General features: G+C 69.6%; 9 protein-coding genes and 1 pseudogene. 8 read left to right on the top strand and 2 right to left on the bottom strand.

The genetic code is table 11. The features are described 5' to 3' along the window. The 6 genes from G6019_RS03965 to surE form a co-directional block, all read left to right on the top strand. Positions 1–1213, top strand: a 1213-nt coding sequence (locus G6019_RS03965) for an ABC transporter (protein WP_182627073.1), incomplete at its 5' end; no start/stop codon positions are given. Continuing rightward, the gene (gene aztC / locus G6019_RS03960; RefSeq protein ID WP_182613471.1) at positions 1210–2130 is read left to right on the top strand and encodes a zinc ABC transporter substrate-binding protein AztC; all 921 of its coding nucleotides are present in this window, start codon (positions 1210–1212) and stop codon (positions 2128–2130) included. The genes G6019_RS03965 and aztC, both read left to right, overlap by 4 nt. 25 nt (positions 2131–2155) lie before the next feature. Continuing rightward, entirely contained in the window at positions 2156–3379 is a 1224-nt protein-coding gene (aztD, locus tag G6019_RS03955) for a zinc metallochaperone AztD (RefSeq protein ID WP_107757742.1), read from the top strand. Between the two features lie 319 nt (positions 3380–3698). Beyond that, a complete protein-coding gene (locus G6019_RS03950; protein ID WP_107757741.1) occupies positions 3699–4097 on the top strand; it encodes an SHOCT domain-containing protein in 399 nt (132 codons plus the stop codon). Between the two features lie 140 nt (positions 4098–4237). After that, entirely contained in the window at positions 4238–5233 is a 996-nt protein-coding gene (locus tag G6019_RS03945) for a PfkB family carbohydrate kinase (protein ID WP_182613472.1), read from the top strand. Between the two features lie 15 nt (positions 5234–5248). Further along, on the top strand, positions 5249–6040 hold the full coding sequence (surE, locus tag G6019_RS03940; protein WP_228549041.1) for a 5'/3'-nucleotidase SurE: 792 nt from the start codon (positions 5249–5251) through the stop codon (positions 6038–6040). A gap of 21 nt (positions 6041–6061) precedes the next feature. On the opposite strand, the gene G6019_RS03935 is transcribed toward surE, so the two are convergent. Further along, positions 6062–7105, bottom strand: coding sequence for an NAD(P)-dependent alcohol dehydrogenase (locus G6019_RS03935; RefSeq protein ID WP_182627071.1), 1044 nt, complete (start codon positions 7103–7105; stop codon positions 6062–6064). A 203-nt stretch (positions 7106–7308) separates the two neighbouring features. On the opposite strand from G6019_RS03935, the gene G6019_RS03930 reads away from it, so the two are divergent. Together G6019_RS03930 and mgtA are read left to right on the top strand one after the other, a co-directional pair. Continuing rightward, on the top strand, positions 7309–9903 hold the full coding sequence (locus G6019_RS03930) for a cation-translocating P-type ATPase (protein WP_182613473.1): 2595 nt from the start codon (positions 7309–7311) through the stop codon (positions 9901–9903). Positions 9904–10037: 134 nt separating this feature from the next. Then, positions 10038–12884, top strand: coding sequence for a magnesium-translocating P-type ATPase (gene mgtA / locus G6019_RS03925; RefSeq protein WP_309230149.1), 2847 nt, complete (start codon positions 10038–10040; stop codon positions 12882–12884). Positions 12885–12897: 13 nt separating this feature from the next. On the opposite strand, the pseudogene G6019_RS17195 reads toward mgtA, so the two are convergent. After that, positions 12898–13734 (bottom strand): annotated as a pseudogene (locus G6019_RS17195) (bifunctional lysylphosphatidylglycerol flippase/synthetase MprF); the annotation flags it as partial. Between the last annotated feature and the right edge of the window lie 749 nt (positions 13735–14483).

Raw genomic sequence — 14483 nt, 5'->3', positions numbered from 1 at the left:
GACCGACACGGGCGGCCCGGATACCGCGGCGGGCGGGACCACCACCACTGCCGCGGAGTCGTCGCGGCAGGGCACCGGCGACGGGCACGGCGAGATCGAAGGCGCCGAGGAGGTGGCCGAGCCCCAGCTGCACCTGGTGAGCATCGACCGCACCGGGGCGGTCGGCATGCTCAACCTGCTCGACGGGACGTCGACCGAGCCGGGCACCATCGAGCCCCCGTCGGCGGTCACCTCGGACGGCCGGTACCTGTTCGCGGACACCGAATCCGGTGTGGAGATCGTCGACAGCGGTGTGTGGACGTGGGACCACGTCGACCACTTCCACTACTACCGCACCTCCCCGAGCATGCTCGGAGCCGTGATGGGGGACGGCCCCGCGGTCGTGACGACCTCAGGTAACGCCACCACGGGGGGTACCGGGATCTTCTTCCCGGAGTCGGGAGAGGCGGTCCTGCTGAGCAACGAGGCCCTGTCCAAGGGGCGGGTCGAGGAGGTCTTCCGTCTCGAGTCCGAACCGCACGAGGGACTGGTCGCCCCCCTCGGCAGTGGCGCGCTCGTGACCATCGTCGACGAGTCGGCAGTGGTGTCCGGGGTGGAGTTCCACGGAGCCGACGGCGCTCCGGTGGACGGTGCGACGGCGCCCTGCGCGGACGCACAGGGCGCCGTGACCACGCGCATCGGTGTGGTCGTGGGCTGTGCGGACGGGGCCGTCCTGGCCACCTACGAGGACGGCGGACCTCGGTTCGAATCGATCGCCTTCCCGGAGGGCACCGAGGCGCCGCGCGCGACGGAATTCCGTGGCCGCAAGGGACGACCGGTGGTGGCCGCGCTCGCCGGGGACGAGGGATTCTGGCTCTTGGACACCCGGTCGCGGCAGTGGCGCCTGGTGCCGACGGATCAGCCGTTGCTGCAGGTGTCCGCCGCGAGTGACGACGACTCCCACGTGGTGGGGGTGGACCGGGAGGGCCGGATCCGCGTCTTCGACGGAGAGGCCGGCACGGAGATCGCGGTGACCGAGGCACTGCTGGCAGGGTCGGTCGCGAATCCGGAGACCGCCTCCGGGATCGAGCTCACGGTCGACCGCGAGCGGGCGTATGTCAACGACCCCGTCGCAGGGGTCGTCCACGAGATCGACTACCGGGGCGACGCGCGCGTCGCCCGGAGCCTGGGGACACCCACCACCCCCGACTTCGTGGCGGAGACCGGACGATGAGGCGGCGTCCGGTGCTGTCCGCCGTGCTCGTCGCAGCGGGACTGGCCCTGTCGGGGTGCGCGATCGTGGACGGCGACGCGGGCGACCACCCCACCGTCGTCGTGACGACCAACATCCTCGGCGACGTGGTCGAGAACGTGGTGGGGGACGCGGCCGACGTCACGACCCTGATGAAGCCCAACGCCGACCCGCACTCGTTCGAGATCTCCGCTCAGGAGGCGAGCCTCATGGATCGCGCCGACCTGGTGGTGTCGAACGGACTGGGTCTCGAGGAAGGGCTCCAACAGCATCTCGACCGGGTCGCGGACACCGGGGTGCCGATGTTCGTCGCGGGGGACCAGATCGAGGTCATCGACTACTCGGACGAGGACGCCGGCGGCACCGCCGACCCGCACTTCTGGACCGACCCGGCCCGCATGGTCGACGTCGTCGACGCACTGGAGACCGAGCTTCTCGACGTGGAGGGGATCGACAGGGCCGCCGTCGAGGCGGGTGCCGCCCGGTACCGGGACCGACTCGACGAGCTCGACGACGAGATGACCGCCGCGTTCGCCACCCTCCCCGCCGACAGACGCGCGCTGGTGACCAACCACCACGTCTTCGGCTACCTCGCCGAGCGTTTCGACTTCCGCGTCCTCGGCGCGGCCATCCCCGGCGGGACCACCCTCGCCTCCCCCAGCGCCTCCGACCTCGACGGGCTCGCCTCGGCGATCACCGAGGCCGGCGTCCCCGCGATCTTCGCCGAGTCCTCCCAGCCGGATCGGCTGGTGCAGGTGCTCGCGAGCGAAGCCGGTATCGACATCAGGGTGATCGAGTTGTTCACCGAGTCGCTCACCGAAACGGGACAGGGCGCCCCCAGCTACCTGGAGATGATGCGCGCGAACACCGAGCGCATCGTCGACGGGCTCTCCGCCTGACCACCTAGTGAAAGAAGGACGAGGAATGAGAACACGACACACCCGCGGCGCAGGAGCGGTCGCGGTGCTCGCGACAGCGGCTCTGCTCGCCACCGCATGTGGCAACGGTGGTGGCGACGCCGACGCAGACGACGCCGAGGCGCAGAACGCCACCGCCACCACGACCTCGGCAGCACATGAGGGGTCTTCGGAGAACCGACTCGCGGTGGCGTACGAGAACGGCGTCGCGGTCCTCGACGGCGAGACCCTCGAGATCATCGAGGAGTTCGAGACCGAGGAGTTCACCCGCCTGAACGCGTTCGGTGACGGTCGGACCGTCCTGGTCACCACCTCCGACGGGTTCCAGGTGCTCGACACCTCGGCGCCGGAGCTCACCGACCTGGTGATCGAGGCCGAGACCCCGGCGCACGTCGTCCGGCACGCGGGCAAGACCGTGCTGTACGACGACGGCACCAGCGACACCTTCGTCTTCGATACCGACGCATTCGCCGGCGACGACGCCGACCTGCCCGATTTCGAGACCATCCCCGGCGACCAGGCGCACCACGGCGTCTCGATCGTGCTGAGCGACGGCACCTTCCTCTCGACCATCGGAGACGACGAGGGCCGCACGGGCGCCTTCGCCGTCGACGCAGACGGCGAGGAGATCGCCCGCAACGAGGAGTGCCCCGCGATTCACGGCGAGGGCACCGCCGCCGACGAGACGGTGATCTTCGGGTGCGAGGACGGTGCCCTGATCTACAAGGACGGCGCGTTCGAGAAGCTCACCGCGCCCGACGAGTACGGCCGCATGGGCAACGCCTACGTGTCCGAGGACAGCCCCCTCGTCGTCGGTGACTACAAGGACGACCCGGACGCCGAGGGCGTCCTGCTCAACAAGATCGCGCTGATCGACACCGAGGCCCGCACCCTCGAGGTCGTGGACCTGCCGGAGGACGTCGGGTACACCTGGCGCGGCGTGGTGCGCGGGCCGGACGACAAGGCCTACCTCCTGGGCACCGACGGTGCCATCCACGTGATCGACCCGGCCACCGGCGAGATCTCCGAGAGCTACGACGTGATCGGTTCCTGGGAGGGCCCGGCGGAGTGGCAGGACCCGCACCCCGGCATCGTGGTGAACGGGGACATCGCCTACGTGAGCGAGCCCGCCGCGAACACCGTGTACGCCGTGGACCTCACGAACGGTGAGGTCGTCGCCTCGGGCCAGCTCCCCGAGGCTCCCAACGAGATGGCGGTGGCCCTGGGCTGACCCTGGCTCGACCGGCTGTCGACTCCATGAGGAGCGGTCACCGCGCCGGTTCTCGTCGAGTGGGTCGGAGAAGGACCCCTCGAACGACCACGCGGTGGCCGCGCTCCTCGTGCCTGGAGGCGGCCACCGGGTGTGTCCCCTCTCGGTGAACGACGCCCCGGGACGCGAATCCATCAGCGTTCCGAACTCTGGTCGGTGGGATGACGACCGCGGATATCGGCGCCGACACCCACGGAAGAGCCGGTTATCCGGCAGAGGGCATAGACAGCGCCACGACAATTTGATTACCTCGTTGAGGACACTATCCGAGGGAGTCACGATGTTCGACGACTACGGTTTCTGGAGCGTGCTCTGGTCAGTCTTCTGGATCTTCGCGCTGGTCGCCTATCTGTTCGCATTGTTCTCGGTGATCGCAGACCTTTTCAGCGATCACCAGCTCAGCGGCTGGTGGAAGGCGGTCTGGGTGTTCTGCCTCGTGTTCGTGCCGTTCCTGACGGTCCTGGTGTATCTCATCGCCCGGGGCCCCGGTATGCAGGAACGTGCGGAACTGAGGCTGAATCGCGACCAGCGCAATTTCGACGACTACATTCGGAAGATCTCGCATTCGACAAGCCCTGCCGACGAGATCACCAAGGCCCGCGCTCTTCTCGATCAGGGGACCATTTCTCCACAGGAGTACGAGGCGCTCAAGGCCAGGGCATTAGGCCAACCCGGGTGACGACGCCGGCATTCGACGATCCGGAGACTCACGCGGGTGAGCAGACGTCCGCTCCGCGCGAGGGCCGCGACGTCGATGGCGCTGCCGGTCTTCGGATGTGAGGTGACGTTGTGGACCCAGACGACGCGGGACCTCGCGGCGTGAGCGGCCGGGTGGGGCACGTCGTGATCTTCGCGCCGTCACCCGTACTGACGATCACGGTGGAAGACCACGACGGTGACGTGGCGATTCACCTGCACCCGGGTGGGCAGGGCGTGTGGCAGGCCCGGATGGTGCGCGCTCTGGGCACGGAGGTGACCCTGTGCGCGGGGTTCGCCGGAGAGACCGGGGCAGTGCTGCAGCATCTCATCCGGGACGAAGGTTTTCGTCTGGTCGCGGTGGAACGGAAGGAAGGCTACGGCGCCGCATACATCCACGACCGTCGGCAGGGCAGTCGGCGGGTCGTCGCCGACACCAAGGGTGATTCGTTGTCGCGCCACGACCTCGACAGGTTGTACGGCCTGACACTCCGTGAAGCCATCGGCTCGGATGTGGTGCTTCTCAGCGGTCCCGCCGGCGGGGGCGTCGTACCTGCCGACGTCTACCGACGGCTCGCGGCGGACCTGCGCACCTGCCGGTGCAGAGTGATGGTCGACCTCATCGGGGAGCGGCTCGATTCCGCCCTCCAGGGTGGGGTGGACGTCGTCAAGGTCAGCCACGAGGAGTTGCTGGCGGATGGCAGGATCTCCTCGGTCGACGTGCGGGAGATCGTCTCGGCGATGCACGCGATCCGCAGTGCGGGCGCGGAGACGGTGATCGTGACCCGCGCCGAGAAGGGTTTGCTCCTCCTCGACGACGAGGGAGTCCGCGAGGTCGTCGCGCCGGCCATGCAGGTCGAGGACTCGACGGGCGCTGGCGACAGCTTCACCGCCGCTACCGCAGCGGTTCTTGCCCGGGGTTCGGGGATCGAGAAGGCGGTGTCACTGGGGGCGGCGGCCGGAGCGTTGAACGTCACGCGACACGGTCTGGGCACCGGCGAGTTGTCCACCATCAGGAGATTCAGCGAATTCGTGCAGATCAGTCCCTATGACTGGCAACGGCCTCCGGAGGTGCGGATCACGCCCGCCCAGCTTTCCGACTTCATCCGAAGGGGGTGACGGACCCTGCTCGCGTTGGTCACCAATGACGACGGTCTGGACTCTCCGGGCCTGTTGGCATTGGCCGGAGCGGCACGCGCAAGCGGGCTGGATGTGGTGGTGGCGGCGCCGGTGGAAGAAGCCAGCGGCAGCAGTGCGTCCATCACCGCCACCGAGGCTTCCGCCGTCACCGCCGCAGGTGGGCAGGGCAGCATCCGCGTAGAGCGTCGCACGCTTCCGGGAATGGAGGTGCCGGCGTTCGCCGTGTACGCCGCGCCGGCGCTGATCGTGTTGCTCGCAGCGCATCGTGCGTTCAGTGACGGGCCGCCGGATCTCGTCCTGTCCGGCATCAACCGCGGTGCCAACGTGGGCAGGGCGATTCTGCACTCCGGCACCGTGGGGGCCGCACTGACCGGTGGCCTCAACGGCGCCCGCGGCCTGGCGGTGTCGTTGGCGACCGATCACACGGACGCCGCAGCGCACTGGTCGAGCGCAGCGGCAGTGACCTCGCGGGTCCTCCCGGCGCTCTTGGCGAGCTCCAGCGGCACGGTGCTGAATGTCAATGTCCCCAACACCCCGCGCGCTGACGGGCTCACGATCACCAGCGCCCCGTTGGCGCCTTTCGGCATCGTCCACACCACCATGGTCGAGGCCGGCAGTAACCACGTCCATCTCATCCTGGCCGACACGCCGGAGGAGCACGAGGCCCACACCGACGCGGCGCTGCTCGGTGCGGGAGTGGCCACCGTGACCAGCATCACGGGCATCGGGGAGCGCGGATCCAACCTGGACACAGTGGTCAACCCCGAGAACGCCGACGCGGGGTGATCCTGGCCGGTGCGGTTCTCGCTATCCGCCATGGGGGGCGATCACCGCGCGTCCGCTGACCCGGCCGTCGACGAGCTTCTGGTACACCTCCAGGGCCTGGTCCAGGGGATACACGTGGACCTCCGGGTTGATCTTGCCGGCCCGGTACAGGTCCACCACCTCGTGGAGGTCCTCGAGGGTGCCCCAGTAGGTGGAGGAGAAGTTGACCTCGTAGGGCAGGCGGAAGACGTTCCAGGGGAAGTCGGCGCCGGCCAGGCCGACCACCGTGACCGAGCCCTGCTGGGCCACCACCGAGGCGGCGAGTTCCAGAGTGGGGGAGGAGCCCACGATGTCGAACACCGCGGTGACGCCGCGGCCGCCGGTGAGCTCGCGGAGGGTCTCGGCGGCGCCCTCGCTCGGGATGCCGATCGCCCCGTCGGCCTCCGCGGCGGCGACGGCCTCCGGCTTGGTGTCGGTGGCGTACACCGTGGCCCCGGTCATGGCCCGGATGATCTGCACCGCCACCAGACCCAGGCCGCCCAGGCCGATGCAGAGTGCGGTCGCGCCCGGGGTGGTCAGGTCCGGCAGCACCCGCTTGATGGCGTGGTACGGGGTGAGGCCGGCGTCCGCCAGGGGAGCGGCGGCGACGGGGTCGGCATCGCCCAGCGGGATGAGGTTGCGCGCGTTGGTGGTCATGTACTCGGCCATGCCGCCGTCCCGGCCGAGCCCGGTGGCCAGGTACCCCACCGACGGCACGTCCTGGCAGTAGGTGTCCTGCCCCCGCGAACACGGCTTGCACCGACCGCACCCGATCGGCCCGTAGACCAGGAACGCCTCGCCCGTGTTCAGGCCGGTGACGCCGGGGCCGAGCTCCTCGATCCATCCGGAGACCTCGTGGCCCAGGGTGAACGGCGGGGTGAGGAAGCCGGTGGGGTCGCCGGGGAACTCATGGAACAGGCCCACATCGGAATGGCAGGCGCCCGAACCGGCCACCTTGAGCAGGACCTCGCCCGGGCCGGGGGTGGGTCTGTCGACGTCCTTGAATTGGGGGAAGGTCTTGAAGCCCTCGAACACGACTGCCTTCATGGCGGCGCTCCTCGCTGTGTCGCCGGAGGGCGCACCGGACGAGTGACGCCCACGTAGGCGATTCTACCGCCACCGTCCGGGGTCCGACAGACCTCAGAGGCGGTATTCTGCTCCCCCCTAGGGGGCTAGCCGATTCGGCGCGCAGGCTCGTACCATCTGGTCCGTTCCACGTTCCACCGGCGTGTTCTCCGGAGGTGGGTCTCATGCCAGTCGCCTCGTCGTCCGACAGCCCGGCCCCGTCGGAGGCCGGGCTGTCTTCCGGCGAGGCCGCGGACCGGCTTCGTGCCGACGGTCGGAACGCGCTTCCCACGTCGCGGCCTCGCTCGCCCCTGTTGGCGCTGGCCGCGCAGATGGTGAACTTCTTCGCTCTCATGCTCTGGGTCGCGGCCGCCCTGGCGTGGGTGGCGGACATGCCGGCTCTGTCCCTGGCGATAGGGGTCGTGGTGGTGGTCAACGGTCTCTTCGCGTTCGCGCAGCAGTACCGAGCCGATCGCGCCGCCGCTGCACTCGAGGACCTACTCCCGCCGCAGGTGCGGGTGGTGCGGGACGGGAAGGTGGTCCGGATCTCGGCCGAGCAGTTGGTGGTGGGAGACGCTGTTCAGCTCGAGGCGGGAGACCGGATCAGTGCCGATCTCCGGCTCGACACCGCGGTGGGTCTCGCCGTGGACGAGTCGCTGCTGACCGGAGAGAGCGCGGTCGTCCACCCGGATGCCGGGGACACCGCCTACGCGGGAACCTTCGTCGTCGAAGGGGCCGGTTCGGCGACGGTCACCGCCACCGGTACGCGAACCCGACTGGCTTCTGTCGCGGTGATGACGCACTCGGCAGCCCGGCCGACGAGCCCGCTGACCCGGCAGTTGCACCGCGTGGTCAGGATGGTGTCCCTGATCGCCGCCGGCACAGGGGTCGCCTCCTTCGTCGTCCTGGTCGCCCTCGGAACCGAGGCGTCCGAGGGCTTCCTGTTCGCGATCGGTGTCACGGTCGCGCTCGTTCCCGAGGGATTGTTACCCACGGTCACCCTTTCCCTGGCGCGCAGCGCCCAGGTGATGGCTCGGGACCGGGCACTGGTCAAGAGGCTCGAGGCGGTCGAGACCCTGGGGACGACGACCTACATATGCAGCGACAAGACCGGCACTCTGACCCAGAACCGGATGAGCGTGAGACGGGTGTGGACTCCCGCCGGCACCGTCACCGTGTCCGGAGAGGGCTACGCGCCCGAGGGAGAGGCGACGGGGGGAGCCTGCGCGATCCGAGCGGCCGCGCTCGCGACGGCATCGGCGGCGGCATGCGTCTCGGGTCGCCCGGAGCTCGTCGACGGCCGGTGGACCGCCCGGGGTGACCCGATGGAGGTGGCCCTGGTGGTGGCCCAGGCGCGTCTTGATGGGCAGCGCGAGCCCGTACGGCCAGAGCGTCGTCGGATACCGTTCGATCCGCGGGCCCGATGCTCGGGGGCGGTCGACGATGACTGGATCCACCTGCTCGGCGCGGCCGAATCGGTCCTGCCGCGGTGCTCGGGGTCCACCGTGGCGGCCGCACAGGAGGTGACGGCTGCGGGCGGCGAAGGTTTGCGGGTGGTGGCGGTCGCCCGAGCCGTTCGTCCGGAGACCGGGGAGGGGGAGCCTCTCCCCTGGGAATGCGACGGCATGGAGCTGCTCGGGCTGCTCTGCCTCGAGGACCCTCCCCGTGAGGGTGTGGCCGACGCGCTGGGTCAATGCCGCCGGGCCGGGGTCGCCGTGGCGATGCTCACCGGTGACCATCCCGACACCGCCGCTGCGATCGCCCGGCAGATCGGCCTGCTCGGCGCCGGGCCGGATGCCTCCGCACGGGTGATCGCGGGTGCCGATCTTCCCGTTGATGACGACGAGCTCGGAGAGCTGCTCGACACCGACGGGACGGTGGTCGCGCGGATCACCCCGGAGGACAAGCTGCGCGTCGCCAGGGCGTTGCAGAAGCGCGGCCACGTCGTGGCGATGACCGGTGACGGGGTCAACGACGGGCCTGCGTTACGGCAGGCCGATATCGGCGTGGCGATGGGAGCGGGCGGCACCGACGTCGCACGCGAGGCCGCCGATGTCGTGCTGCTCGACGACCACTTCGCCACTATCGTCCGCGCGGTGGAACTGGGCAGAGCGACGTGGTCCAACGTGAGGCGGTTCCTCACGTACCACCTCACCGACAACGTCGCCGAGCTCACACCTTTCGTCGTGTGGGCACTCAGTGGCGGCACGGTGCCCCTCGCTCTCGGCGTGTTGCAGATCCTCGCAGTGGACATCGGCACCGATCTGCTGCCCGCGCTCGCCCTGGGAGCGGAACCGGCCAGGCGCCAGGTGATGAAAGGGCCGCTGCGCACCGATTCGTTGCTGGACGGGCGAATCCTGCGACGGGTGTTCGGTGTGCTCGGTCCCACGGAGGCGCTGGTCGTCATGTCCGCATTTCTCGCGGTCCTCCTGATGGCCGGGTGGTCCCCGGGCGCCGCCGTCGACCCGGGCACACTGGCGGCGGCGTCAGGAGCAGCCTTCGCCGCCCTGGTACTGGGCCAGTTCGCCAACGCACTGGCGTGCCGTTCCGAATCCACGTGGTTCGGCGCGATCCCTCTCATGTCCAACACGCTCCTGCTGTGGGCTCAGGTATCGATGCTCGCCGCCCTCGCCGTCTTCCTGTTCGTGCCGCCGGTCCACCAGGTGTTGGGAGGAACGAATCCACCTCTCATCGGTTGGGTGGTGGCCGCGATCGCCATCCCTGCGGTGCTCACGGCTGACAGTCTCCACAAGTGGCGGCGTCGCCACGGGCGCGCCTGACACCGACCGGCGAGACCCCGGCACCGGGGAGCGCGCGGGTCGCCGGGGGCACCGGGGGGCGAGCTACACCCGTACTCGGTAGTCGACCGTTCCGGCGCTAGATGAAGGCGCACGGCGGTGCCACTATTGGACTCGTGGCCCGACACAGCGAGGGCGGGTCGGGGACCGAGCCGCCGACAGGTCAGTTGACTCTGGAGCAGGCGTCCGTCATGCCCGCGCCGGATGTGCTGACCGCGCTCGGGGTGCCCGGCTCCGGTCTGGACGAGGAGCGGGCCGCCGACCGATTGGCGGTCGACGGCCCCAACGTCCTTCCCGGAAGTCGGGCGACCTGGTGGAGAGTGCTCCTGCGGCAGTTCGCCAACCCCGTGTTGCTCCTTCTGCTCATCGCCGCGAGTCTGTCTTTCGCCACCGGGGATCAGGTCAACGCGCTGATCATCGGTGCCATCATGGCGGCCAGTACCGGGCTGGGGTTCGTCAACGAGTACCGCGCCGAGCGCACCGCCCAGGACCTGCATCGCCAGGTCAGTCACAGCGTGGTGGTGATCCGCGGTGGGCGGGATCGATCCGTCGACGTCAAGAAGCTCGTGGTCGGTGATCTGGTGCGGATCGGCCTGGGTTCGATCGTGCCGGCCGACGTGCGGGTGCTGGAGTGCAACGAGCTGGAAGCCGATGAGTCGGTGTTGACCGGCGAGGCTCTGCCGGTGTCCAAGTCCCCGGAGCCCGTGGAACCGGGCGCCGGTCTCGGGGAACTGAGATCGTGTCTGCTGATGGGCACGGTGGTCCGGCACGGGGACGCCGTCGCCGCGGTGGTCGCCACCGGTGAGGACGCCCAGTTCGGACGGATCGCGCAGGGATTGGGGGACCGGGCGCCGCGCACGGGTTTCGAGACGGGGCTGACGCGGTTCTCGATGATGCTGTTGTGGATCGGTCTGGCGCTGATGGTGGGGATCCTGGTGATCAACCTGCTGCTCCGGCGCCCGTTCCTCGACGCCCTGCTGTTCTCACTGGCGATCGCGGTGGGCATCACCCCGCAGTTGTTGCCGGCGGTGGTGAGCACCTCGCTGGCGGCGGGATCGCGACTGCTGGCGAAAGAGAAGGTGCTGGTCAAGCGATTGACGAGCATTGAGGACCTGGGCAACATGGACGTGCTGGTCACGGATAAGACAGGCACGCTCACCGAAGGACGGATCACCTTTCTCGAGTCCGTACCCGCCGGGCAGGACCAGACGGCCACGACGCGCCTGGGCGTGTTGTGCTGCGAGGCCGATCCTGCGGCCGGGGGTGCCGGGGCGGGGCAGAACGCCCTGGACGCCGCACTCTGGCGAGCAGTCGGGCCGGGGTCCGGGCACCCGGCCGAGGTGACCGGAACACGGAGGGTGGATCTCCGCCCCTTCGACCATGAATCGCTGACCTCCTCGGTGCTCGTGGACTTCGTGGACGGTCAGCGGTGGGAGATTCTCAAGGGAGCTCCCGAGGTGGTGGTGTCCAGGTGCTCTCCGGACGAGGACGAGGGGCGCGCCACGATGGGTGGGCTCTTCGAACAGGGCCTCCGAGTCGTCGCTGTGGCGGTGCGGCGGGCGGACGACGAGACCGAGCTCGCCTCGTCTCCGCCGTCCGGATTCCACCTGGCCGGGTTCCTGTGTTTTGTCGATCGGCCCAAACCCGACGCCGTCGACGCGCTTCGTGCCCTGGCCCACCTCGGGATCGGGGTGAAGGTCACCACCGGCGACAACGAGGTCGTCGCGGTCAAGGTGTGTCGGGACCTCGGGCTCACCGACGACGCCGGGGCCGTCCCGGTGCTGACCGGGCGCCAGGTCGAGGCGCTCGATGATCAGGCCCTGGGGGCCGCACTCGCCACGACGATCGTCTTCGCCCGGGTCTCCCCGACGCACAAGGCCCGGATCATCCGTCTGCTCCGCGCCCGGCACGCTGTCGGGTACCTCGGCGACGGGGTCAACGATGCCCTGGCCCTGCACGAGGCCGATGTCGGGATCTCGGTGGACACCGGCACCGACGTGGCCAAGGACTCGGCCGATGTGATCATGCTCGAGAAGGATCTAGGCACTCTGGCCCGTGGGGTCGTGAGCGGTCGGCGGATCTTCGCCAACACCATCAAGTACGTCCTCATGGGGACCTCGTCCAACTTCGGGAACATGTTCTCCGCCGCGGCGGCCAGCGCCTTTCTGACCTTCCTTCCGATGTTGCCCCAGCAGATCCTCCTCAACAACGTCCTCTACGACACCTCACAGCTGGCCATTCCCACCGACAGGGTCGACGAGGAGCAGTTGCGCAAGCCCTCCCACTGGGACCTGGGACAGATCCGACGGTTCATGCTCGTCTTCGGTCCGGCCTCCTCCCTCTTCGACTTCGCGACCTTCGCTCTGCTGCTGGGTGTCCTCCATGCCGGCCCGGACGAGTTCCGCACGGGTTGGTTCGTGGAGTCGCTGGCGACCCAGACCCTGATCGTCTTCGCCATCCGAACCCGGAGAGTCCCGTTCCTGCGCAGTCGTCCCTCGTGGCTGTTGACGGGGTCGGTCCTGGCGGTCGTGGCCGTCGGCGTGGCGCTGCCGTTCACCCCGCTCGGCCCGCTGCTGGGGTTCGTCGGACTACCGGCACTGTTCTACGTGGCCCTAGCGGCGATGGCGCTGATCTACCTGGTACTGATCGAAACCGTCAAGCACGTCTTCTTCCGGGCCGAGAGCGAGCGTGCTGCCGCCCTGCCGCATCGCCGTCGGACTCATCCGCACCCCTCGACCGGCATCCACAGAAGAGCCGTCGGCCTCGTCGCCCATCAGGGTGCCCCTGCCCGGGTCTCCTTCAGCGGCGGGCCCGCCTCAGCGTGGCCACGAGGCGGGCTCCCTGGCCGAGTCCCACCTTCGGGAGGTAGGCCCGTCCCACCGCGACGCCGATCGCCGGGAGGGTCGCCGCATCCGGGTAGCACAGATGTAGAGGGCGGTACTCCGGGTGGAACTTGGCCTTGAAGGCGAGGAGTGAGCGGAACCCGTAGACGGGCTCGAGTGTCTCTCCCACGCGGTCCAGGGCGGCCGAGAGCGCGGTGGCGTCCTGCTTCGCGGTCGGTGCGCCGTCTCCGGGTTCACGCCGGCCGTGACCCAGCGGTGCCCCGGATAGGCTGAGGAACTCCAGGCCCTCCTCCTTGGCGGTGAGCGCGGCGGAGGCGATGAGGAACTCGGTCGTCGGCCGGAAGCCACCGGTCCGGCGGCGCATGAAGTCCAAGGTGAGTCCCACGGAAGCGCCCTCTCGGTAGACGGGCAGCCACGACGTCACCCCGTGGACCACGTCGTCCCCGTCGACGGCCAGCAGCAGGCGCACCTCGGGATCGCGGAGCTCGTCGATCCCGCCGAGGGTGAAACCCATCTCGGGCAGGCCCTTGTCGGCCACCCATTCCTCGGAGATCGCCACGATCTGCTGGGTCAGCGTCAAGGGGGCCTCAGCGAAGGTCGTCCACGTGACCGTCACCTGTTCCTTTCCCGCCCGGTTCAGGGCGGTGCGGACGTCCTGGAACCGCTTGCCGGTGAACGCCAGGTCGGGCAGAGGGATCACTGTCTCCTCGGCCACCTGGACCGAGGACCATCGCGCCGCCCGCAGCGCCGCCGCCAGCTCGTCGTCGACGGAGTAGAAACAGGGAGCCAGGCCCTGGAGGGCACAGTGTTCGGCGAACTCCAGCGCCGCGGGTCCGGCCTGGTCCGGTGGCCCGACCGGGCCTCCGGTGGTCAGTGCGACCCGGCCCACCACCCGGAAGGCCACCACGGACGGGCGGCCCGGCGGGTGCTGGCTGGTGAACCAGTACTCATTTCCGTCCCAGGTCGTCATCCACGACAGCGAGGACCCGCCCGGAGTGTGCAGCAGCTCCCGCAGGCGCTCGTGCGCCGCCGGGTCCTCGTCTCTCCGGCGCGCCCGCAGCAGGCGCCACAGGATCACGATGACCCCGGCCCAGACGGCGACCCCGATCCACTCGAACAGCGCCGTCGCCGCGTCGGAGACGGGGAGCAGGGTCGGTCCGAACAGGCCCAGGTACGCGGGAGGGATGAGGCGGGCCGGATAGTCGCCGGCGAGCTCGGCGATCGACGGATCGGACAGGCCCGAGGCCGCGACGCCCTCGGTGACCACCGCGCCGAGACCGACGAACGCGACGAACCCGCCGAGCACCACCGCCGCGATCGACAGGGTCGCCCGTCTGACCGCACGGCGGCTCGCTCGGATGCGGAAGAACCGGCCGGTGAACGTCAGGGTGAGCAGAACCGCGGCCAGGACGACCAACGGGGAGACCACCCAGACCGTGAGCGCGTGTGGAGCGGCCCCGAAGATCAGTTGGCGTCGTCCGTGCCCGCCCTCGATCGGGCCGGTGACGAGCAGAGCGACCGAGGCGGCGAGCTGGGTACCGTACGCGGCCAGCGCCCACCAGCGCGCGGCGCGCCTGCCGCGTCGAAGCCCGTCGGCCAGGACGAGGATGAGCACGGACGGCATGAGGGTGAGGGCGAGGGGGCCGACCCCGGTCAGGCGGAGAAGCTGTCTGGCGTTCCAGCAGTCGATCCCGCCCGGCGCGGCGTCGCACAGCTCCG

The organism is Dietzia sp. DQ12-76, assembly GCF_014145045.1.
In the GTDB taxonomy this organism is placed as follows: domain Bacteria; phylum Actinomycetota; class Actinomycetes; order Mycobacteriales; family Mycobacteriaceae; genus Dietzia.
The sequence above is the reverse complement of the archived record's forward strand: the minus strand, read 5'-3'. Positions and strand labels throughout refer to the sequence as shown.

Excerpts from the sequence above, each read along its gene's own strand:
- G6019_RS03935 (WP_182627071.1), bottom strand. The coding sequence starts at position 7,105 with ATGAAGGCAGTCGTGTTCGAGGGCTTCAAGACCTTCCCCCAATTCAAG.
- aztC (WP_182613471.1), top strand. The coding sequence starts at position 1,210 with ATGAGGCGGCGTCCGGTGCTGTCCGCCGTGCTCGTCGCAGCGGGACTG.
- G6019_RS03950 (WP_107757741.1), top strand. The coding sequence starts at position 3,699 with ATGTTCGACGACTACGGTTTCTGGAGCGTGCTCTGGTCAGTCTTCTGG.
- G6019_RS03930 (WP_182613473.1), top strand. The coding sequence starts at position 7,309 with ATGCCAGTCGCCTCGTCGTCCGACAGCCCGGCCCCGTCGGAGGCCGGG.
- aztD (WP_107757742.1), top strand. The coding sequence starts at position 2,156 with ATGAGAACACGACACACCCGCGGCGCAGGAGCGGTCGCGGTGCTCGCG.